A 22,251-nucleotide genomic window follows, 5' to 3' on the forward strand; every position below is an offset into this window, starting at 1 on the left:
GACGTGATGACGTTTCGTCACGGATGGTCACGCCCCGGGACAGCAGGTTCTATCCTCTCCCCACGTCGTCGGGGTTGACCCCTGCGCCAACATCTCGAGGGACCTCTCATGCACACTCCAGTCCTGGCCCAGGCCAGTGATGCCGCAGCAGCCGGCATCGTCATCGTCGCCGTCGTCATCGGTCTGGCCATCATCGGCTTCATGATCGCCACGTTCTGGAAGATCTTCGAGAAGGCGGGCGAGGAGGGATGGAAGGCGATCATCCCGATCTACAACCAGGTCGTGATCCTGCAGATCATCGGCCGGCCCGTCTGGTGGGTCGCGTTCTTCGTCGCCCAGGTGGTGCCGTTCCTCAACCTGATCGCCTGGATCCCGGCGCTGGTCTTCACCGTCATCATGATGATCGACCTGGCCAAGTCCTTCGGCAAGGACACCGGGTTCGGCGTGGGACTGGCCTTCCTGCCCTTCATCTTCGGCCCGATCCTGGCCTTCGGTGACGCCCGCTACCTGGGCCCGGCCGGTCCCGAACCACGCCCCGGCTACGCCAACCTCGGCGGTGGCGGCTACGGCCAGCAGGGCTTCGCGGCCGGCTACCAGGCGCCGCAGCAGTGGGGCCAGCCCGACCCCTACGGCCAGCAGCCCCAGCAGTGGGGCCAGCAGCCCGACGCCTACGGCCAGCCGCAGGCACCCCAGCAGTGGGGCCAGCCCGCCCAGCCCGAGCAGGGTGGCTGGGGCCAGCCCGCCCAGCCCGACCAGGGTGGCTGGGGTCAGCCGGCACAGCCCGACCAGGGTGGCTGGGGCCAGCAGCCGCAGCAGGGGTGGGGCCAGCCCGAGCAGCCCGGGCAGCCCGACCAGCAGGGTGGCTGGGGCCAGCCGGACGACGACAAGGGTTACCCGCCGCCGCCCGTCAGCTGATCCTCAGCCGCTGGCCTGCAGGCTGGCGGCCATCACGTCGGCCGGTTCGGCGTGGCCGATCAGGAACCCCTGGCCGAGGTCGCAGCCGAGCTCGGTGAGCAGCCGCATCTGCGTGGGGTGCTCGATGCCCTCGGCGACCACGGTCAGGTCGAGGGACTTCGCCAGCCCCACGACGGCGCGGACGATCGCGGTGTCCTCCCGGTCGGTGCCCAGCCCCATCACGAAGGACTTGTCGATCTTGACGAAGTCGATCGGCAGGTGCTTGAGGTAGCTCATGGACGACCAGCCGGTCCCGAAGTCGTCGATGCCCAGGCTGATGCCGAGGTCCCGCAGGTCGCTGAGGTTGCGCCGCACCCGGTCGTCGGCCTCGACCAGGATGGTCTCCACGATCTCCAGCCGGAGCGCCCGCGGCGGCAGGCCGTGGCCGCTCAGCGTCGTGGCGATCTCGGTGGCCAGGTTGCGCCGTGACAGGTCCTGCGCCGACAGGTTGACGGCGACGTGGACGTCGACACCCGAGGACGCGCGCCACGCGGCCGCGTCGGCGACCGCCCGGTCCAGCACGAAGCGGGTCAGCGGCTCGACCAGTCCGCTGTCGCGGGCGACCGGCATGAACCGTTCGGGGGTGACGGTGCCGAGCTCGGGATCGTCCCATCGCGCCAGGGCCTCGGCCCCGGCGATCCGTCCTGCCCGCATGTCCCGGATCGGCTGGTAGGCGACCCGGAGCCGCTGCTCGGCCAGCGCCCGCCGCAGCGACGTCTCGACATGGAGACGATCGGTGGCGGTGGTCCTGACGTCGTCGTCGTGGACGAGGAACCGTGCCCGCCCCTGCTGCTTGGCCGCGGCCAGGGCGTCGTTGGCCTGGGTGATCACCACGTCGGCGCTCGGCCGGTCGTGGTTCGTGACCAGCATCACGCCGGCCGAGGCGGTGATGTGCAGGTCCAGCCCCTCCACCTGCATCGGCTGGGCGATCGCGGCGAGCATCCGCTCGACCCGGCTGGAGGCGTGGGCCCGGGTCGACACGCCGTCGCACACCACCACGAAGTCGTCGCCGGCCACGCGCGCCACCGCATCCTCCGGCCGCAGGAGGGCCTGCAACCGGTCGGCGACCGTGACCAGCACCGCATCGCCGCTGGCGTGGCCCAGGCTGTCGTTGATGGCCCTCAGCCGGTCGACGTTGAGGGCGACGACGGCGAACGTGCGGTCGTCGGCGGCCAGCCGGTCCTCCAGGAGGCCGACCAACAACGGACGGTTCTGCAGCTGGGTGAGGGCGTCGACCCGCGTCTGCCGCTGCGCCTCCTCCACCTGCGCCAGTCCCGGGCCGCGGTCGGCGAGCAGCACCATGACCCCCCCGTCGGTTCCCCCGATCCGACAGACGGCCATCCCGAGGTGTGCCCACGCCCCGGCGCGGTGCACGTGCAGCACGAGGGTCCGGCTCGGCTCGACACCCACGGCGGCGATCGCCTGCTCGAGCGCCTCGGCGTCCCGGTCACGCACCAGCTCGGCCAGCAACCTGGCGACGAGCTTCGGGGCCGTGCTGTCGAGCAACGTCGCCGCGCGGTCGTTGAGGTGCTCGATGCGGCCCTCGCCATCCAGCCAGAGCACGCCGACCAGCCCCTGGTCGTGGAGGCTGGCCATGTCGGCCCTGGGCAACGCGGGCACGACGGAACCCCGGGTTGACGCGGACGACCCATCGGTCACGACTGCACGCTCCGTTCAACTTCCTTGAAGTGTATTCATCATTGCCCCCGCCGGTACCGTTGCACAACTCGACGGCAGGCGGGTGTGCAGTACCGTTGCGGGTTCGTGACGTCGCACGAGTCGTTCGGAACGACTGGTGCCATGTCACGACCCGACCGACGGCGCCGGTGTCACCGGCCCATCCAACCATCATTCCGGGAGACCCTCGACTCATGAACGCCCACGGCAGCATGCGATCCCATGGCGCCGGCACGATCCGCGCCAGCGACGACGGGCAGGAGGTGGTCCTGGCCGGTTGGGTTGCCCGCCGCCGCGATCACGGGGGCGTGGCGTTCCTCGACCTGCGTGACCGCAGCGGGGTGTGCCAGGTCGTGGCTGACCCCACCGCCGGTGAGGCGCTGCAGGCCGTGCACGACGTCCGCAACGAGTACGTCGTCCGCGTGACCGGCACCGTCCGGACCCGGCCCGAGGGGCAGGCCAACGAGAAGCTCGCCACCGGTGAGGTCGAGGTCTTCGCCTCGGCCGTGGAGGTGCTGAGCGCCGCCGACACCCCGCCGTTCCCCATCGAGGACGGCATCGAGACCGACGAGGGCGTGCGGCTGACGCATCGCTACGTCGACCTGCGCCGTGACGAGCTCGCCACCCGCATCCGCGCCCGCGCCCAGGTCACCTCGATCATGCGTCGGGTGATGGAGCGCCACGGCTTCCTCGACATCGAGACGCCGATCCTGACCCGCTCCACGCCCGAGGGGGCCCGCGACTTCCTCGTGCCCTCCCGCCTGCAGCCGCGGTCCTTCTACGCCCTGCCCCAGTCGCCGCAGCTGTTCAAGCAGCTGCTGATGGTGTCGGGGTTCGAGCGGTACTACCAGATCGCCCGTTGCTTCCGTGACGAGGACCTGCGCGCCGACCGGCAGCCCGAGTTCACCCAGCTCGACGTCGAGGCGTCCTTCGTCGACGAGGAGGACATCTACGGCGTCTGCGAGGAGCTGATGGTCGAGCTGTGGAACGACGTGCTCGGCCAGGAGCTTGCCGTGCCGTTCCCGCGCATGGCCTATGAAGAGGCCATGCGGCGCTTCGGCTCCGACAAGCCCGACCTGCGATACGCCATGGAGCTCGTCGACCTCGACGCGGTCCTCGCCGACACCGGCGTGGGCGTCTTCAAGGGCGTCCTCGACGGCGGCGGGTCCGTGGTCGCCGTGTGCCTGCCCGGCGGCGGCGAGCTGACCCGCAAGGAGTTCGACGGCTGGATCGACTTCGCCAAGAAGCGTGGGGCCAAGGGCCTGGCGTGGGGCGTCGTCGAGGCCGACGGTGCGCTGCGCTCGCCGCTGTCGAAGTTCATGTCGGAGGGCGAGATCGCCGAGATCCTCGAGGCGTGCGACGCCAACGAGGGCGACGCCATCTTCTTCGGGGCCGGCGAGACCCAGTTCGCCCGCGAGCTGATGGGTGCGCTGCGTGTGGCCCTGGCCCACGACCGCGGCATGGTGCCGGAGGGGGAGTGGCGCTTCGTCTGGGTCACCGACTGGCCGATGTTCGAGTGGGACGAGGACGCCAAGCGCTGGGACGCGCTGCACCACCCCTTCACCGCCCCCGCGGCCGAGGCGGCCGACACGTTCGCCGACGACCCCGGTCCGGCGCTGGCCCGTGCCTACGACCTGGCGCTCAACGGCACCGAGCTCGGTGGCGGGTCGATGCGTATCCACGACCGCGGCATGCAGGAGAAGGTCTTCGAGCTGCTGGGCATCTCCAAGGAGGACGCGGAGGAGCGCTTCGGCTTCCTGCTGCGCGGCCTGTCCTACGGCGCCCCGCCCCACGGCGGCATCGCCTTCGGCCTTGACCGGATCGTCATGCTGATGACGGGGGCGACGTCGCTTCGTGACGTGATCCCGTTCCCCAAGACGCAGTCCGGCGGCGACCCCATGACCGAGGCCCCGGCCGGCATCGACACCGAGCAGCTGACCGAGCTGGGCCTGCGCATCCTGCCGCCGCCGGTCAAGGGCTAGTTGCTCTCAGGCCTGCCGATCCCTCGCGACGCCAGCCACATGCGAGGGGTTGCATGGCAAAAACGCTGATTTACCTGTCCATACGGGAGTCGACGTTGCTTGCGTCTGCCCCCCTGCAGAACTAGCCTCCCACAGCGGTCGTGGATTGTGATCGAGTACGCATTCGATCTCATTTCACCCGTAACGGATCGCGCGTTGGGTGCGTCACTGCACCGGACACCGCCACGGGGAACCGCGGTGGGAGGTCCACAGCAAACAACTGCAGATGGAGAGAGCTCGCGCGCAGCCGAGGCGCGCCCCGGGTTTACCGGAGCAGAAGCTGGGGACGTGTCCTCAGGGGACGCTCCCGGTACGGGGGCCGCAGATGACCCAGCCGGAGTTCCGGTGCGCGGGTCGGGTGCGCAGTGAGACACCTCAATATCTGCTTGTTCCGCAATGAATGAAGTCGAGGCTCTAGGAGGCCTTTTCATATGACAATCACCAAGACTGGTCGCCGCGTGGCGTTCCTCGGTCTGCTGGCGCTGGTAGTGGCAATCCTGCCGCTCACCGCTGCGTCTGCGCAGGACGAAGAAGCTGCCGCGTACATCGACTTTGACATCAACGAGGAGATCGAGACCAGCGACGCGCTGCAGACCTCGATCCTCGCCAGCCAGCGTGCGTTCCCGGACGGCACCGACACCGTCCTGCTGACGACCTCCGAGGACGGCGCTGACGCGCTGGCCGCCGGTGTGCTCGCCAACGACGGCGCCCTGCTGTACTACAACTCCGACGACGGCGTCCAGGACGCTCACGTCGACGAGATCACCCGCCTGGGTGCCACCGACGTCATCATCATCGGTGGCGAGGAGCGCATCGACGCTGACGTCGAGACCGCCCTCACCGACATGGGCCTGAACGTCACCCGCCTGGCTGGCGACGAGCGCATCTCCACCGCCAACGAGGTCCTGGAGTACGCCGAGGCCAACCGCGACGACTTCAACGAGACCGCCTCGCACCTGTCCCGCGCCTTCGGCACGGACGACAACTCCCAGACCGCCTTCGCTGACGCTGTCGGCCTTGGTGCTTGGGACGCGCAGGGCGGCGCCGGCACCGTGCTGGCCCCCTCCGACGCTGAGGTCCTCTCCCCCGAGTACCCCACCACCGAGTACTTCACCGAGGTCAACCCCGAGAACGAGACCATCGTTCCGATCGGTGGCGAGGCTGCTGTCCCCGCCGACGTCGTTGACTACCTGACCGGCGAGCCCGCCGAGCAGACCGCTGGTGACCGCGTCGAGAACGAGGACGCCAACAACCGCGCCGGCACCGCTATCGCGATCAACGAGGCCCGTGGCCTCGACGCTTCCGACCTGGACGGCATCGTCGTCGTGGACGCGTTCGCTGACAACTTCTTCATCGACGCCTACGCCTCCTCGGCGCTGGCCGGTAACAACAACTACGCGGTTGTCGTTTCCAACGGTGACTCCCTGTCCCCTGAGACCGCTGAGTGGCTCGGTTCCCCCGCGTTCGCCCAGAACGACGGCACCACCACCGTGATCTGCATGCCCAAGACCTCTGGCGAGGCTTGCGAAGAGGCTGTCTCCGCCACCGGTGGCGACCCCGAGGACATCGAGAACGTCTCCCTCGACTCCGAGGAGACCCCCGCTGAGAACGCTGGCGTCATCATCTCGACCGGCGTCGACACCTACGACTACCAGCCGGACGACGGCTCCGACGTCGTCACCGTGACCTACGCCAACGACGACCAGAACGTCTTCTTCGTCGACGGCACCCAGGCCACCTACGCCGTCTTCGCCGGCCAGATCGGTGCGGGCGACCGCATCGAGGTCGAGGTCGACGACGCCGGTACCCCGGACGACGACTCCGACGACATCACCACCCACCGCCTGACCAACGTCGACGCTGCCGAGACCGGCACCATCGGCAACGTCAACACCGCTGCCGGGACCTTCGAGATCATCGAGCCCGTCTCCGGTGCCACCATCTCTGCTGGCGCCATCGACTACACCGCTGAGTGCGACCTGTTCCAGGTCAACGGCGGCGTCGTGATCGCTGCCCAGTTCGAGGCCGCTCTCAACGAGGGCGACGTCTTCGAGACCTCCGAGGACGCTGCCGGCAACGTGACCTGCAACATCATGGACAACACCGTCTCCGGTGCCGTCTCTGTGGTCGACACCGTCACCCCGGACACCGACACCTTCATGGTCGGCAACCTGGGCGATGACTTCGCAGGCACCAACGACGACACCTTCGTCGCCTCCAAGGCGAAGTTCGACGCCGGTGACCTGGTCATCAACGTCGACGGTGAGCCCATCACCGACTACGACGACTTCGCTGACGTCCTCTCCGATGGGGACCAGGCCGAGTACAGCCGCGCCAACGACACCGAGACCATCTCGCTGACCAACGGTCTGCCGACGACGGTTTCGGGTCAGGCAATCGACGACATCGACGCCTCTGACGGCTTCGACATCGCGACCAACCCCGGCACGGAGACCGCTCCGGACCCGCAGGCCACCGATCGCTTCATCGTGAACGGCATCCTGGGCACCGAGGCTGACTTCGCCGCCGCGTACTCCGCTGGCGACTCCGTCTCCTACACCCCGGCTGACGCCGCTGGTGGCACCCCCGCCACCTACACCCTCTCCGACCAGGACCTGGCCGGCGAGGTTGGCGCCACCGACACCGTTGCCAAGACCTACGAGGTCCTGTCCTCCGAGGGTGACGTTGTCCTCGACACCGTCATCTACGACGCCTTCGCCCCGGCGGAGCGTTACTTCGTCGACGGCGAAGAGGTCGACGTGACCGAGTTCGAGACCGCGCTGGACGACATCGCGGCTGGCGACGCCGAGGGCGACATCGTCGTCACCGACGGTGCCCTGGCTCGTGAGCACCGTCTGACCGTCACCGAGGTCTAGTCGACTCGATGACATGATGGACCCTCGGGTTCATCGCTAGTCACACAGACTTGGGCCCCATCCATTCGGATGGGGCCCTCGTCGTTGCAGTACCTTCGCCGGTCCGACGCGTGACCGGGGGACGAGAGGAACCATCCACCGATGTCCATCAGCAGGCGACCGAGCCGCAGCGACGTGCTGCTGGCTGCCACCCCGGCGATCGTGGCGATCACCGGTTGGTTCGGAGGCAGGGATCCCTTCGAGGCACCGAAGCTCGCGGTCACCAGCGTCCTCGTTGCGGTTCTCATCGGCGCGGCAGTGCTCCGGTCCGGTCGGCGCGGGACGGTGGCCTGGGCCGGTTCGCCATGGTCAGCCGCTGTCGGCTTGTTCCTCTTCGTGGCCGGTGTCGCCGTCCTGACCGCCGACAACTCCCTCGCCGCCTTCTTCGGTGTCCCCTCGCGGCAGATCGGTTGGCTGCTCTACGCGAGCGCAGGCGGGGTGGGCCTCCTGGCCGCCGCATCGTCCGACGGGGTCTCGCTGGCTCGGCTGTTCCGCCGAGCGATGCTGATCGTCCTCGTGGTCGTTGGGGTATACGGGGTGCTGCAGCTGCTCGGCGCCGATCCGTTCCCTGTGTCGAGCTCGGTGAGCGGGGTCTTCGTGACCCTGTCGAATCCCAACTTCGCCGGCGCATGGGGGGGTGCCCTGCTGGGACTGGCTGGGCTGACGTCGATCGATTCGTCCCTACCGAGGTGGGAACGTGGGATGGCCGTCGCGGGGGTCCTGGCGTCGGCTGTGCTGGTCGTCGGCGCCGCGTCCGTCGTCGGGGTCGTCGCGGCAGGGGTGTCGGCGGCCGTTGCCGTGGTGGTCTGGCTGCTCGGACGCACGGGCAGCCTTCGCCGCGTGGGGCTGCCGGTCGTCGGCGGTCTCGTGGGCGTCGCGGCGGTGCTCGGCGGTCTCGGGACCTTCCAGATGGGTCCGCTCGCGAGGCTCGGAGAGGCGACCGGTGTCGTCCTGCGCCGCTTCTACTGGGACGCGGCGCTGTCCATGGCGGGCGACCAACCCCTGACCGGCGTGGGATTCGACCGCTTCGTCCGCTTCTACCGGAGCTACCGTTCCCCGGCCGCGGCTGATCAGGTCGAGGTGACCATCGAGACCGACGCGGCCCACAGCGTGCCGCTGCACCTGCTGAGCGGGGGCGGGGTGCCGCTGCTGCTGGTCTGGCTCGTCCTTGTCGCGGTTGGCGCCTGGGCGGCTGTGCGCGCGGTCCGGGCGGCGGAGCGCGGTGGGCGGATGCTCGTCGGTGGCGTGGCCAGCGTGTGGGCGGCTGTCACGGTGCAGTCCTTGGCCAGCTTCGATGTCGCGGCACTGCTGGTGCTGTCGTTCGTCTGCGCGGGGATCCTCGCCGGGCTGGCGTGGCCGGACGCCACGAAATCCATGGCGCTGCCCGGCTCGACCGTCGACACCGTCGTTCGCAAGAAGCGCACCACGACCACGACACGGCCCCCGGCATGGGCCGTCCCGCTCGCATGGACCCTCGCGGGGCTCCTCGTCGCGGGAGCCCTCCTCGTCGGGACGAAGCCGTTCCGCGCAGAGCTCGCGGCCAACACCGGCCAGGAGGCCCTGGCGGCGGGGCGTACCGACGTGGTCCAGCAGGCGTGGTCGCAGGCAGGCTCGATCGCACCGTGGGAGGTCGACTATCCCTATCGGGAGGGACTGGGACTGCTGCAGTTGGGAGCGCTCGAGGAGGGCGTGGAGGCCTTCGGACGGGCGCTGGGCATCCAGTCCGACCACGTCGCCTCCCTGGTGTCCCGTGCCCGCGCACTCGATGCCCTGCAACGCCGTGACGAGGCACGCGAGGACTACCTGACCGCGCTGGAGCACGAACCGCAGCACCTGGACCTCAAGGTCGAGGTCGCGCTCTACGTCGCCGACAGCGATCGCTCGTTGGCCGAGGAGCTGTTGGCCGAGGTCGAGGCCCGCAACCCCGATCACGAGCAGATCGAGATCCTCCGTGAACGCCTCGCGCTGACCCCCGGGGACTGACGCGTGACCCGCCGCATCCGCGTCGTCCAGGTCATCGCGCGCCTCAACGTGGGTGGCCCGGCGGCGCTCGTGCTTGCCGTGGCCGGCGGCCTGGACCCCGACCGGTACGAATCGGTCGTCCTGCACGGCGAGGTCGACGAGGGCGAAGCGGACTGGCGCGACATCCGCGACGGGTCCAGCCTCGGGCGTCCCGTCGCGGGACTCGGGCGTGCGGTGCGTGCAGGTGACGACGCCCGGGCGATGGCCGTGCTGGTCCGTGAGCTGCGTCGGCTGCGCCCCGACGTCGTGCACACCCACACGGCCAAGGCCGGCGCCCTGGGACGGACGGCTGCCCGCCTCGCCACACGCAACGGCCGACGGCCGCGCATCGTCCACACCTTCCATGGCCACGTCCTGCACGGCTACTTCCGTCCCACGGTGCGCCGGGGGATCGTCACCGTGGAACGACAGCTGGCCCGCGGAACCGACCGGATCATCACCGTCGGTTCGCCGGTGCGCGACGACCTGCTGGCTGCCGGGATCGGTCGCCCCGAGCAGTACGCTGTCGTTCCTCCGGGCGTCGACCCGCTGCCCACCGTTCCAGCCGCCGAGGCACGGCGGTCCCTCGGGGTGCCCGACGGCCGGCCGGTCGTGGCCTTCGTGGGCCGCCTGACACGCATCAAGCGGCCCGACCGGGCGGTGGACGCCATGCGGGCTGTCCGCGAGGCAGGCATCGATGCCCATCTGGTGGTCGCGGGTGATGGCGATCTTCGTCATACCACTGAACGACGGGCCGCCGTCCTCGGCGATGCGGTGACGTTCCTGGGGTGGACCAGCGACATCGGCAGGGTGCTGTCGGCCGCCGATGTGATCGTCCTCACGAGCGACAACGAAGGCATGCCCGTCACGCTCGTCGAAGCGGCCCACGCCGGCGTCCCTGCGGTGGCCACCGACGTCGGTGGTGTCGCTGAGGTCGTGGCCGATGGCGCGACAGGACTGGTCGTGGCCCCGACGGCCGCAGCGGTGGGGGAGGGCCTGGTGGGGCTGATCGGCGATCCCGAACGACGGGGCCGCATGGGAGCGGCAGCGACCGCCGACGCCGCGAGACGCTTCACCACCGCGTCGATGGTGGGTGCACACACGGCGATCTACGAGGAGGTCCTGTCGTGAGCGTGCCGTCCGGCAGGATCCAGTACCTGTGCCTGCAGCCGACCCGTGAGGGCCAGGGGAGTCATGCGCACGTGTGGGGGCTGGTCGGGGGGCTCCAACGACGGGGCTGGACGGTCACGGTGCACCAGCCGCCGTTGGAGACGGGCCGTCGCGGCCTGTGGGGGAGGGTCGGTCCGATGCTGGCCGCCCAGACCTCGCTCTGGCGGGCCATGCGTCGTGACGACGTGCTCTACGTACGGATGCACCCGCTCGCCGCCCCGTTGTTGTGGACGAACGTCGTGGCAGGGCTGTGGCGGTCAAGGGCTCGAGCTGTGGTCGAGGTCAACGGTCCGGAGGACGACTGGATCGCCGCGTGGCCCTCCCTCGGCCGAGTGCGGGGCCTCCTGCGCATCCTGATCCGCTCGCAGCTGCGCGTGGCCGACGGTGTGGTGGTGGTCACCGAGGGCCTCGGCCACTGGGTTGCAGGCATGGCTGGAGCTCAGGTCGAGGTCGAGGTCGTCCCCAACGGCGTCGATGTGACCCGCTTCGCCGCGGACCGTGGGGCCGAACCTCCGGGGGGTCGGCCCTATGCGGTGTTCGTGGGTGAGCTCGCGCCGTGGCAGGGGGTCGAGGACCTCGTCGGGGCCTTCGCCCACGACGACTGGCCCGACGGCGTCGATCTCCTGGTCGCTGGCACGGGCGCGGGGGAGGGGCTGCTCGCGGACTGCCCCGCCGTTGACGGCCGAGCCCTCCGGCATCTCGGTGCCGTTCCGCACGACGACGTCCCCTCACTGCTCGCGGGTGCGTCCGTGGCGCTCGTGACCTCGCGCGACAGGGGCGGCACGGGCATCGCCCCGTTGAAGCTGTTCGAGGCGCTGTCCACAGGTGTCCCGGTCGTGGCCAGCGACGTCCCGGACATCCCTCGCTATCACTCCGGCCCGTTGGTGCGTCCGGGCGACGTGGCCGGATGGGCCGCAGCCGTCGCCGCGGTCGTCTCCGGTTCGGTCGAGACCGGGATCGCCCCAGCTGTGGACCACTCCTGGGACGACCGCGCCCGCCGGACCGAACGTCTCCTTGGGGACCGAAAGTCTCCCGACTGACCTGCACGCACGGTCGACCGAACGTGGCTCGTGGGGACGTAGGCTGAGGGCGAGTCGCAACCGAACAGAAGGCGAGGACAGGCGTGCGCGCCCTCATCACTGGCGGGGCGGGGTTCATCGGGTCCCACCTTGCCGACCACCTGATCGCCAACGGCGACGAGGTGATCGCCCTGGACAACCTGTCCACGGGCCGCCACGGCAACATCGAGCACTTGATCGGTCGGCCGGACTTCGAGTTCGTGCTCGGCTCGATCCTGAACGCCGACCTCGTCGACGACTGCGTCAGCCGGGCCGACGTCGTGTTCCACCTCGCGGCCGCCGTGGGTGTCGAGCTGATCGTGCGCAAGCCCGTGGAGTCGCTGCGGACCAACATCGTCGGTAGCGAGACGGTCATCGAGAAGGCCCACAAGTACGGCAAGGCGGTGCTGGTCACCTCCACCAGCGAGATCTACGGCAAGAACACCTCCGATTCGCTGTCGGAGGACGACGACCGGATTCTCGGCTCGCCGCTGAAGTCCCGCTGGGCCTACAGCGAGGCGAAGGCGATCGAGGAGATCCTCGCGTACACGTACTTCCGGGAGAAGGGGCTGCCGACCGTCATCGTTCGCCTCTTCAACACCGTCGGACCCCGACAGGTCGGGCACTACGGCATGGTCGTGCCCCGATTCGTCAACCAGGCCCTGCGCGGTCACGCGCTGACCGTCTTCGGTGACGGTGCCCAGACCCGCTGCTTCGTCGATGTGGGCGATGTCGTCCCGGCGCTGGACACCTTGATCCGCACCGAGGGGGCGCACGGAAACGTCTTCAACCTCGGGAGCAGCGACGAGGTCAGCATCGCCGAGCTGGCGGCTCGGATCATCGACCTGACCGGCTCGACCAGCCAGATCCGCAAGGTGCCCTACAGCGAGGCGTACGAGGAGGGATTCGAGGACATGGAACGACGCGTCCCCAACACCTCCCGTGTGCACGACCTCATCGGCTGGGCCCCCCAGCGGGGCCTGGACGACATCATCCAGCGTGTGATCGAGGAGCAGCGGTCCTGAGCGAACTGACGTGGTGGGTCTATCCCGTGGTGTTCGTCGCCTCGGGCCTGCTGTCGTGGCTGCTGGTGCCGCTGGCCATCAGGGTGGCCACCCGCCGGGAGGTCGTCGACCGACCCGGCGGCTACAAGGTCCAGGACGACCCGGTGCCCTATCTGGGCGGCGTCGCCATCGTGCTGGCCTTCGCAGCGGTGGTGCTTGCCGCCGCGCTCGTCCGCCCACCGGTCAGCGGGTTCGAGGAGCTCGCGGTCATCCTGGGGCTGGGCGTCGGGCTGGCCGCGGTCGGCCTCGTCGATGACCTCAGGGGACTCGGCCCGTTCCTGCGGCTCGGGCTGCAGGTCGGGGCGGCGGGCGGGCTGCTGGCCACCGACGTCGTCGTGCGGTTGGTCGACGGTGGCGGGCCCATCGACATGGCCATCACGGTCCTGTGGATCGCGGGGATCACCAACGCCTTCAACCTGCTGGACAACATGGACGGCCTGAGCGCTGGCACCGCCATGATCGCCGCCCTGTCGTTCTTCCTGATCGCCGCGCTCAACGGTCAGTTCCTCGTCGGCGCGCTGTCCGCGGCGCTGGCCGGCTGTGCGCTCGGCTTCCTGCGCCACAACTTCCACCCGGCCCGGATCTACATGGGGGACGCCGGGTCGCTGTTCCTCGGCTTCGTGCTCGCGGTGCTGGGCCTCAAGCTGCGCTTCGACGCGCCACGACAGATCACGGCCTTCGTGCCGATCGTGGTGCTGGGCCTGCCGATCCTCGACACGGCGCTGGTGACTGTCCAGCGGTTGCGTCACGGCCGCAACCCCCTGAGCGGCGGGCGGGACCACCTGTCGCACCGTCTGGTCTTCATCGGCCTCCCCGTCCCGCGCGCTGTGCGCATCCTGTACCTGCTGGCCGGCATGCTTGGTTGGCTGGGGTTGGTCATCAGTCGCCTGGACATCACGACCGCCTACCTGCTCCTCGGATTCGTTGTGGCTGGCCTGGTGGCTGTCGGGGTGCTCCTCGGGCGTGTCCCGGTCTACTCCAACTCGCAGGGTGCCAAGGTGATGCTGCAGAAGGTCGAGCGGTCCGAAGCCGACTACGCCCACGAGCGCCCCTCTGTGGTCGCAGGCTCGGGTCTCGATGACTGAGCAAGCCGCCCCAGCGAGGGACCAACGTGGGCAGCGGTTGCGAGTGCTCATGCTGGTGCTGTCGGATGTCGACCGCGATTCGAGAGTCCAGCGTGAGGCATCAGCACTGGCAGAGGACGGACACCGGGTCACCGTCGTGGGACAGGCCGGGACATCGCGGCCCGAATATCGAGTCATCGGCGTCGGCGGCGTCCGATCAGCCCATCCGCAGGTGACGGTGCCGCTGGCCTTCAGGAGTGCTCGGCGTGCCGCCCGGTGGGCGCTGCTTCCCGAGTTCCTGTCTTATCTCGCCCATCGGTTCAGCACCGATGCTCGTCGAGTCGCAATCGATGTCGGCCCGTTCGACGTCGTCCATGCACATGACTTCTCGACACTCCCCCTGGGAGCGAAACTTGCAGATTGGTTCGGCGCGCACCTCGTCTACGATGCCCACGAATGCTGGGCTGGCCGGCACAAGGACGGCCGCGACGACGTCGTGCGTGATCTCTTGCATCTCCGGCAGGAACGGGTCCTCGGAAGGCGCGCCGACGCGGTCATCACCGTCAGCCCGACCCTTGCACGATGGCTGGGCGAGCGTCTGGGGCGAACGGTCGCGGTCGTCCGCAACAGCTTCCCCGAACTCGAAGGTCCGTCCCCCACTCCTGTCACCCCTCCCGTCGGCCTCGTGTACGCAGGAAACATCGCGCCCGGACGTGATCTGGAAACCTTGGCTGCCGCAGCTGATGGCCTAGCGGTCGAGCCGGTGTTGCTCGGCCCCCGGTCCAGGGGAGTGGACCTCGGCGCCCTGACATCTGGGCCTCCCGTCCCCGTGGACGACGTCGATCAGATCTACGCACAGAACGGACTGGCGTTCATCCCACTGACCGACGACTGCATGAACCACCGGTTCGCCCTTCCCAACAAGCTCTTCCAGGCCGTACGGGCTGGGGTACCGGTGGTCGCCGCGGACCTGCCTCAGCTACGCGAGGTCGTTCGCGCCCAGGGCGTGGGCACGCTGTACACCCCTGGGGACCGCGACTCGCTCGTCCGCGCAGTCCAGTCGGCGATCGACGGTCACGAACGCCATTTGCGCGCGGTTGCAGTGGCGGCGGAGCAGTTCTCCTGGACGCGTGATGCCGCCGTGCTTCGTCAGACCTACCGCGGCCTGCTGCGGCCGGGTCGCTCGATGGGTTCGGCCACGTGAACCTCGCCATGCAGTTCGCACGTCCGTCACCCGCCCCTACAGTTGGGCTGAACGGCGATCAGCACGATCACGTCCCGGCCGGTGGTGTAGAAGCCCGTGCGCTTGATTCAGTTGGTCACTGCGGGGATTGACGGTATCTGATCGTCGGAGCGATCGAGGAGGGGTTCGAGGGTGACGGCGGCCATGTAGCGCCGCGGAGCGGCGATCAGTTCTTCGTTGACCTCCACCAGCAACGCGCCGACGAGCCGGATGACTGATTCGGGGTCGGGGAAGATCTGCACGACATCGGTGCGGCGCTTGAGCTCACGGTTGAGCCGCTCGATCGGATTGTTGGACCAGATCTTTGACCAGTGCACGGGTGGGAACGCCGCGTAGGCGAGCAGGTCATCCTCCATCGCCTCAAGCCGCTTGGCCACCTTGGGCGCCACGGTCTCGAGTTGTTGACAGACGGTGCGGAGCTGGGCGCGTGCGGCATCGCCGTCGGGCTGGGCGAAGATGGTGGAGATCAACGCGCTGATGAGCTGCCGCTGGCTGTGGTTGGCGACGGCGAGCAGGTTGCGCTTGGCATGCACGCGACATCGTTGCCATCCGGAGCCCTGGAGGACCCGTCGGATCGCGGCGCGCAGGCCGGCGTGGGCGTCGGAGATCACCAGTTGGACCCCGTTCAGGCCGCGGTCGACGAGGTCGCGGAGGAACTCGGTCCAAAACGTCTCGTTCTCGCTGTTGCCGATGTCGACACCGAGGACCTCGCGGTGCCCGTCGGCGCGGACGCCGGTGGCGATCACGACGGCTTTGGAGACGACCTGGCCGTGCTCGCGGACGTGGACGTAGGTGGCGTCCAGCCAGATGTAGGGGAACGGCTGATGATCAAGCCGGCGGCCTCGAAGGATGGCGACGTCGTCATCGATGAGCTTGCAGATTCGCGACACCGTTGACTTGGACACGCCCGAGTCGACGCCGAGCGCTTTGACCAGGTCATCGACTTTCCGGGTGGAGGTGCCGGTGATGTAGGCCCGCATGATCACCGCCCACAGCGCCTTGTCGATCCGGCGGCGTGGCTCGAGCAGCTCAGGGAAGAACGACCCTTTGCGGAGCTTGGGGATGCCGACCTCGACATCACCGGCGGGGGTGGACAGCAGTTTGGGCCGATGCCCGTTCCGCAGGTTGCTGCGGGCTGGGGTTCGTTCACCGTGGTCGGCGCCGATCTTGGCCGACACCTCGGCCTCGATCAGTTCCTGCAAGGCGGTGCCGAGGATCTCGGCGATGGACGTGGTGAGCGTCGCGTCGGTCCCGATCAGGGCGTCAGCGAGCTCGGACAGGGCAGACTGGCTATGGGTCATCGTGCGTGCCTTCTTTGCGTAGGAGCTTTGGAAGTTCGCACGGTGGCCCGCCTACACGGCGGACCTGCTCCTACACCACGTGGTGAGACTCACCCATCAGCACGAGAGCGTCAACCCACGGGGTGTGCACTCAAGCCAGCGAGGGATCTTCGGCGCTCACGCAAACCAGGATGACCGGGAGACGAAATGAAGCTTCTTTCAGTAGTCGGCGCCCGCCCGCAGTTCATCAAGGCCGCGGTGATTTCTCGTGCCATAGCTGACCTGAACGCCGCCGCTGGCGACAAGGGCCACGTCGCGGACGTCATCGTCCACACAGGGCAGCACTACGACACAACGATGTCGCAGGTCTTCTTCGACGAACTCTCGATCCCCGACCCCGTGCACAATCTGGAGGTCTCCGGAGGAACTCATGGTGAGATGACAGGGCGCATGCTCGAGCGTCTCGAGGCCGTGATCATCGAGGAATCCCCGGACTGGGTGCTCGTGCACGGCGACACGAATTCGACCCTGGCCGGAGCCCTGGCGGCCACGAAGTTGCACGTCCCCCTCGCGCACGTGGAGTCCGGGTTGCGGTCCTACAACCGACGCATGCCGGAGGAAATCAACCGGATCGTCACCGACTCCATCGCCGACCTCCTGTTCGTCCCCACCGAACAGGCGCGCAGCAACCTGCTCTCGGAGGGCGTTCCTGGGGAACGGATCATCCCCGTGGGGGACGTCATGTTCGATGCGACCAAGTTCTACGCACCCTTGGCAGAACAGCGGTCCGCAGTGCGCGCCACTCACGGACTGGAGTCCGGGAACTATGTGCTTGCCACGGTGCATCGGGCCGAGAACACAGACGATCCGGCGCGCCTGAAACAGATCGTGATGGGTCTGTCGCGGTTGTCCGAGGAGAATACGGTCGTGCTTCCGCTCCACCCTCGAACCCGACTTGCTCTCGAGGCTGCTGGGCTGCTCGATGACGTGGGCAGTTCCTTGCTGCTCATCGAGCCCGTCGGGTACCTGGAAATGTTGGACCTCGAGCGAAACGCCCGTGTGATCGCGACGGACTCGGGTGGCGTCCAGAAGGAGGCCTACTTCGCCGGAGTTGGGTGCGTAACCCTTCGCGACGAGACAGAGTGGGTCGAGCTCGTGGAGGCCGGAGTCAACGTTCTTGCTGGAGCGGACGCTGACAGGATCGTCGCGGCCGCCGAGCAACTCCGACAAGTCGACCCCGAACCGGGTCTATATGGCGATGGTCAAGCCGGGGAGAAGGTCGTTTCGGCCCTTGTTGAGGTCACTAGGCAACGGAAACGTTGCTAGGTCACCGCGCCGGTTGTTGGCACGCCTAGGGCGGTGGGCCTACAGATCGTCGTGTGCCGCGCAATATCCCAGTCGTGGGTAGATGAGCATGAGTGCCGCGGCGTGAGAACCGAGCGATCAGGGTGCACGAACGAACAACGCGTATCCGTAGTTCGCGAGACTGCCGTCGTTGGCGGTCACCTCGTAGGTCTCCTTCGTTCGAAGGCCTGCCGATCTCAGGAGCGCGTGTGCCTCCTCGCGGAGGCTGTTGTCGATCTCGATTAGGACACTACGCAGATCACTGTGGGCCAACGTCCTTTCGGCCCCCTTCAAAACCTCGAGTTCCATGGCATCGACGTCGATTTTCAAGTGATTCGGATTCGGTAGGGTCAGCGATCTGATGAGGTCGTCAAGTCGGAAGACCGGCATCGGCTGTTCGTACTGTGTGGCCGCGGCCTCCCCGGGCAGGGGTGCGGGAAGACGGTCAGCCATGCCGTGGCCGGCGGCGCCCGCTTCCAGCACACGGTAGTTGAACGACGAGAGGGAGGTCTTGTCCCCAAGGGCGATGGCCATCGGAACGACAGATGCTTGACAGTCGTTCAGCACAATGTTGCGACACAGGGCGGCGAACGTGGCGAACCCTGGTTCGAAGGCGAAGGTAGTGACCTCTCCAGCAGAGGACTTGGCAGCGACGAGTGCATAGGCACCGACGTTCGCGCCGACGTCGAACAGCACGTCGCCGGGCCGGAGGTACTGCTCGATCCACCGGATCGTCCATGGCTCCCGTGCGGCGGACGCCGCCCGCCAGCGCTCCCATTTCGTATCCATTACCAGTTCGATTTCGTGGGCCGAGTAGTCCATTTGCACAGAACGCTGGAGCCGGTCGCGGAGATCGATGGCAAGCGGATCAGGGAGTTCTGCTGCACGTCGTTCCATCAGATTCACGGATGACTTGTTGGGCACTCGTTGGAGAAGTTGAGCGGCAAGCCGGGCACAGTCTCGGGGCGACATCGAAGCGATGTCCTCAGGGGTGAGTCGAGGTGATTCGGTCTGGGGCTCCTGAGACGGCATTCGATTTCTCCTCAATAGGTCAGAACATGCCGAGCGCAGTGTCCGCGTTGGGCGAGAGGTCACATGAGAAATCCACGCGGCCACTTGGTAGATGTGTCCGAATAACAACGTCCTTGATGGGCACAGAGGACCGGAGGCCCCGCCCCGTGAACACGACGGTCCCAGGTGTCCGCAACTCCCGAATTCGCCGCACTACGTCGCCAACCGTCGCGATCCACATTCCCTCCGCGCGTTCGCGCTTCAGTACCTCCGCCAACAGGCTGGGCTCGATATCGTTGTGGGTGCTAATAATGGCGTGTCCGCCGCGCCCTAGAAGTGACCTGAAGTGATCGATTCGCGCATTGAAGAACGAGAGGTCGCTATCGGCCGTCGACCCCTCCAACGGAAAGAGAAGGGGAGTCGCGAGCGTCTTTGTCGCCCGTTTCTCCGTGGCGAGCCATACGGGTCCGGGCACGTCGAGGAGGGCAGTCAGGAGTTCGGCGTGGTCAGCACCGCGACGCTCGGCTTCAGCTAAGTGGCGAGCGCCGAGCCAATAGCGCGATGTCGGCGCAGAATGGCAGGTGATTCCCATTCCTGCCCGTGCCTCCTCCGGTTCTCGGCAGTGGACTCCGAGTTCCTGGTTGGCCTGCTGAAGGACGGGCAGAGCACGTGCTTCGTGGTCGAGCCCCGGGATGCAGTACCAAGTAGCAGGGATTGCTCCCAACTCCTCTGACATTGTGTGAAGGAGTCGTGCTACTTGCGTAGGGCTGGCCGGTCGATCCACGTCAAATCGGATACTCAGGGCCGAGTCGAATCCGGCCGGCCACGGCATCAATTGGACTAGGGGCGCGCCCACCTCAGCGGCGATTCCAACCAGCGCTTCCAACCACCTATTGAGCACGTCGGACACGCGGAGTTCGTACATGTCGTCTGTCAGTTCGAGCGGCCATCCATCAAGGTCAGGAGGAGTTAGGAGATCGAGTAGGGCAGGAACCAGGCCAATGTCTGGGCCTGCGAGTGCGGGTGTCGGTCGTGTAATGGAGCGATCAATACGGCGGTCGGGTAACAGGGTGGCGCTGTCTGCACCGGACATGATGGCGAGTGCAGCAGCGACGGATGGGTCGTACGCGAACCCCGTGGACTCGACTGTCGCTCGTAGGAGGTTGGTAGCCGGATCGAAGCGAGGCAAGGCCGTCATCCTTGCGCGGCCTTCTGCCAACGACTCTTCGTGATCAATGAGATCCGCCAAAAGTGTGAGCTGAGCTAGCCGACCGGACGCGGATACAGCCCGAATCGCCTCGAGCAAATGTTCCTCGACCAAAGGCCGCGCACGTTCAGAATCCACTAGCACGCATCCCCAGAGAAGTCCTGGGGCCTGGGCGAACGTAGTAGCTTTCAAACGTGCCCGGTCGAACGCCTCGGCGGCCTCGACCATGGCTTGGCTAGCTCCGGCCAAGCGAAAGCAGGACTGGCCGAAGCTCGTGGCTTCGGGCTCGCCGGCAGCCGTCTGGAGAAGCACGGCAACCTCACGTAAGCCGCGCTGCCGAAGGCAGTGCGCGGCAATTTGCAGGTCCAGGCGTTCCCGGTCGGTGCGGACTCCACGCTTGGCCAGCCGCTTCTGGGCATAATAGAGGCTCCGCCGGGCTGCAACGGTCAGGTCGCGGCCGGGTTGCATGGGCGGGGCCACGTGCAGCGTCCCTGATGTGCTATTCGCTGGTCCGGTTGGCAGCCTGAGGTATGGCAGCCCGGGGTCATCGATGCAATCGGTCAGCACTCCTCGGACGCTGCTAGGTATGGGGGCTCCGGGACGAAGGGCGACGACCTGTGGCAGTCCAAGGTGCGCAAGAAGCAGGTCGCCCCAAGCGGTGCTGCTGATAATGGCCAACGTCGGCCCGATGTCGGTCACGAGTAACCCATGCGATGCATCAACTCGCCTGCGATCCGAGCAATGGCCGACGCCTCGTCTTCCGTCAGTCTTGACTGCCAGCGTCCCACTGAGGAGGTGGTGATGGGTTGATCCAACTGCTGGTGATGGCTGAAGCGGGCCTTGTGCGACATGACGAAGGCAGAGTCCTGGAAGTCCAATCCTTCGGTCACTGGCAGCTCAAGCCAACCTCCGATTCGGAGCGCCGTGCCAGTCGGATCACTGACGAAGTCTTCGTACCGGACGACCATGTGGTCCGTAGCGGTGCGTTTGAGCGCATCCATACCCACCCGATAGGTGTTCGCCCACCCCGCAGCGGCCGACTCGACATCCGGGTAGAAGGGGAGTTGACCTCTGGCCTGCCGCGCTTCGTTCATGGCCAACAAGGAGCTGATTTGATCCCTAGGGTCACGAACCACGAGCAGCACGCGGGCGTTCGGCCAGACGGCGGAGTAGGTTTCCATATGGACAACGTCTCCGAGGATCTTGAACCCCCAAGTCGTTGCACCAGTCCGATGAGCTGCCGAGCGCATCAGGACGCTGAGCAACTGACCGCGAGCACGAAGTTCGGGCTCGAAGCGATGCGTCTCTCGGCCAGTGAGCGGTTCAGCAGACACATCTTCAGCGGGGCCAGACCATGCGCCAAGGTTCATGTCTGTGACGTCCGTCGCTGCGAGCACCTCGTCGTAATCCTGTGCTGGTAGCCCGACCTGCCTCATGATGTTACGGGTGTACCGGCCGTCCAAGCCTGTGACGAAACTAGGCTTGCGGAGGTGGATCTCGAACGCTTGAAGATGGCCGGGGGTGGACCTCAGCACGCTGGAGATGAGCGTGGTCCCCGAGCGGGGTTGTCCGGCAACGAGGATGCAAGCGTCAGGTATGCCGGTGTGAATCCGGCTTTTCGCTTCCATAGGTTCAAGCCCTTGTTCGGTGAGAAGGGATCATTCCCCGAGTACCAGCTGCCGTAGTGGAGCCAGCGAGGGGGCGAGGAGACTGTGGCGGCCGTCTCGATGAGCGTTCGGTGGAGTAACCACATGGTGCCATCACGCAGCGTCGAGGCATGCCCCATAATCTCTTCGTACTGCACATGTGCAGCCACACGCTTACCGAGCAGGTACGCCGCAAGTCGCCCGTCACGAGCGAACACGCCGACGCATATGTCGTCGTAATTGGGATCGCCGGTGGGTGCGAACTCGGGAAACTCGTGTGAGGGAGGGCGGGAAGCGAATCGTTCAGCAATGGCTCGCCCCTGTCGTGTTTCCGACGAGTGAACGATATCATGGATCTCCTGGGCATGGTCTGCGGGGTCTATCCTTCGCGAAGAGTATCCGGCCTTGATGGCCCGGTTTGCCCGCACCTTGGGCCGATTTCGGGTGGGTTGTTGTTCCACGTATTCTTGAAACGAGTCGGGGACCGGTAGGACCGCGCTCAACAGGATCTTTGGTGCAGAGGTGGAGCTATCCCGTGGGAGTGCTAGGTATTCCGAATGTCGTTGCGCTGGGTAGGGGGCCGCTCGCCAGTTGAT

15 protein-coding genes are annotated in these 22,251 nt (G+C 67.3%); 10 read left to right on the forward strand and 5 right to left on the reverse strand.

The genetic code is table 11. From position 1 onward, the window contains the following. Positions 1-108 precede the first annotated feature (108 nt). Complete coding sequence (locus DVS28_RS29170; protein ID WP_216826485.1) at positions 109-915, forward strand: DUF5684 domain-containing protein; 807 nt, start codon at positions 109-111, stop codon at positions 913-915. Positions 916-918: 3 nt separating this feature from the next. On the opposite strand, the gene DVS28_RS08395 is transcribed toward DVS28_RS29170, so the two are convergent. Beyond that, complete coding sequence (locus tag DVS28_RS08395; RefSeq protein WP_164710183.1) at positions 919-2,574, reverse strand: putative bifunctional diguanylate cyclase/phosphodiesterase; 1,656 nt, start codon at positions 2,572-2,574, stop codon at positions 919-921. Positions 2,575-2,843: 269 nt separating this feature from the next. Between DVS28_RS08395 and aspS the strand changes: the two genes are divergently transcribed. The 8 genes from aspS to DVS28_RS08435 all read left to right on the forward strand — a co-directional run bounded on the left by aspS (position 2,844) and on the right by DVS28_RS08435 (position 15,128). Continuing rightward, on the forward strand, positions 2,844-4,613 hold the full coding sequence (aspS, locus tag DVS28_RS08400) for an aspartate--tRNA ligase (protein WP_114594065.1): 1,770 nt from the start codon (positions 2,844-2,846) through the stop codon (positions 4,611-4,613). A 470-nt stretch (positions 4,614-5,083) separates the two neighbouring features. Continuing rightward, positions 5,084-7,528: a cell wall-binding repeat-containing protein gene (locus DVS28_RS29930; RefSeq protein WP_114591057.1), complete on the forward strand. Its 2,445-nt coding sequence runs from the start codon at positions 5,084-5,086 to the stop codon at positions 7,526-7,528. Positions 7,529-7,669: 141 nt separating this feature from the next. After that, positions 7,670-9,550 carry an O-antigen ligase family protein gene (locus tag DVS28_RS08410; RefSeq protein ID WP_114591058.1) on the forward strand — a complete coding sequence of 627 codons (1,881 nt, stop codon included), beginning with the start codon at positions 7,670-7,672 and terminating at the stop codon, positions 9,548-9,550. Between the two features lie 3 nt (positions 9,551-9,553). Beyond that, positions 9,554-10,699: a glycosyltransferase gene (locus DVS28_RS08415; RefSeq protein WP_114591059.1), complete on the forward strand. Its 1,146-nt coding sequence runs from the start codon at positions 9,554-9,556 to the stop codon at positions 10,697-10,699. Then, positions 10,696-11,778, forward strand: coding sequence for a glycosyltransferase family 4 protein (locus tag DVS28_RS08420; RefSeq protein ID WP_114591060.1), 1,083 nt, complete (start codon positions 10,696-10,698; stop codon positions 11,776-11,778). The genes DVS28_RS08415 and DVS28_RS08420 overlap by 4 nt, the downstream gene beginning before the upstream one ends. Positions 11,779-11,861: 83 nt before the next feature. Further along, entirely contained in the window at positions 11,862-12,821 is a 960-nt protein-coding gene (locus DVS28_RS08425) for an NAD-dependent epimerase/dehydratase family protein (RefSeq protein WP_114591061.1), read from the forward strand. A 26-nt stretch (positions 12,822-12,847) separates the two neighbouring features. Beyond that, entirely contained in the window at positions 12,848-13,945 is a 1,098-nt protein-coding gene (locus tag DVS28_RS08430) for an MraY family glycosyltransferase (RefSeq protein ID WP_164710185.1), read from the forward strand. A 49-nt stretch (positions 13,946-13,994) separates the two neighbouring features. Further along, positions 13,995-15,128, forward strand: coding sequence for a glycosyltransferase (locus tag DVS28_RS08435; protein ID WP_164710188.1), 1,134 nt, complete (start codon positions 13,995-13,997; stop codon positions 15,126-15,128). Positions 15,129-15,235: 107 nt separating this feature from the next. Here DVS28_RS08435 and DVS28_RS08440 read toward each other — a convergent pair whose 3' ends face one another. Beyond that, positions 15,236-16,468 (reverse strand): IS256 family transposase, encoded by a 1,233-nt coding sequence (locus DVS28_RS08440; RefSeq protein WP_114591023.1) that lies wholly within the window; start codon positions 16,466-16,468, stop codon positions 15,236-15,238. Positions 16,469-16,654: 186 nt separating this feature from the next. On the opposite strand from DVS28_RS08440, the gene wecB reads away from it, so the two are divergent. Continuing rightward, positions 16,655-17,773, forward strand: a complete 1,119-nt coding sequence (gene wecB / locus DVS28_RS08445; RefSeq protein WP_114591064.1) for a non-hydrolyzing UDP-N-acetylglucosamine 2-epimerase — start codon at positions 16,655-16,657, stop codon at positions 17,771-17,773. A 117-nt stretch (positions 17,774-17,890) separates the two neighbouring features. On the opposite strand, the gene DVS28_RS08450 is transcribed toward wecB, so the two are convergent. From DVS28_RS08450 to DVS28_RS08455, 3 genes are all read right to left on the reverse strand, one after another. Further along, entirely contained in the window at positions 17,891-18,688 is a 798-nt protein-coding gene (locus DVS28_RS08450; protein WP_245973619.1) for an FkbM family methyltransferase, read from the reverse strand. A gap of 154 nt (positions 18,689-18,842) precedes the next feature. Continuing rightward, the gene (locus DVS28_RS28275) at positions 18,843-20,477 is read right to left on the reverse strand and encodes a hypothetical protein (RefSeq protein WP_216826486.1); all 1,635 of its coding nucleotides are present in this window, start codon (positions 20,475-20,477) and stop codon (positions 18,843-18,845) included. A 227-nt stretch (positions 20,478-20,704) separates the two neighbouring features. Continuing rightward, positions 20,705-21,637 carry a sulfotransferase family protein gene (locus DVS28_RS08455; RefSeq protein ID WP_114591066.1) on the reverse strand — a complete coding sequence of 311 codons (933 nt, stop codon included), beginning with the start codon at positions 21,635-21,637 and terminating at the stop codon, positions 20,705-20,707. Positions 21,638-22,251: the final 614 nt, after the last annotated feature.

This window comes from Euzebya pacifica (assembly GCF_003344865.1).
Classification (GTDB): domain Bacteria; phylum Actinomycetota; class Nitriliruptoria; order Euzebyales; family Euzebyaceae; genus Euzebya; species Euzebya pacifica.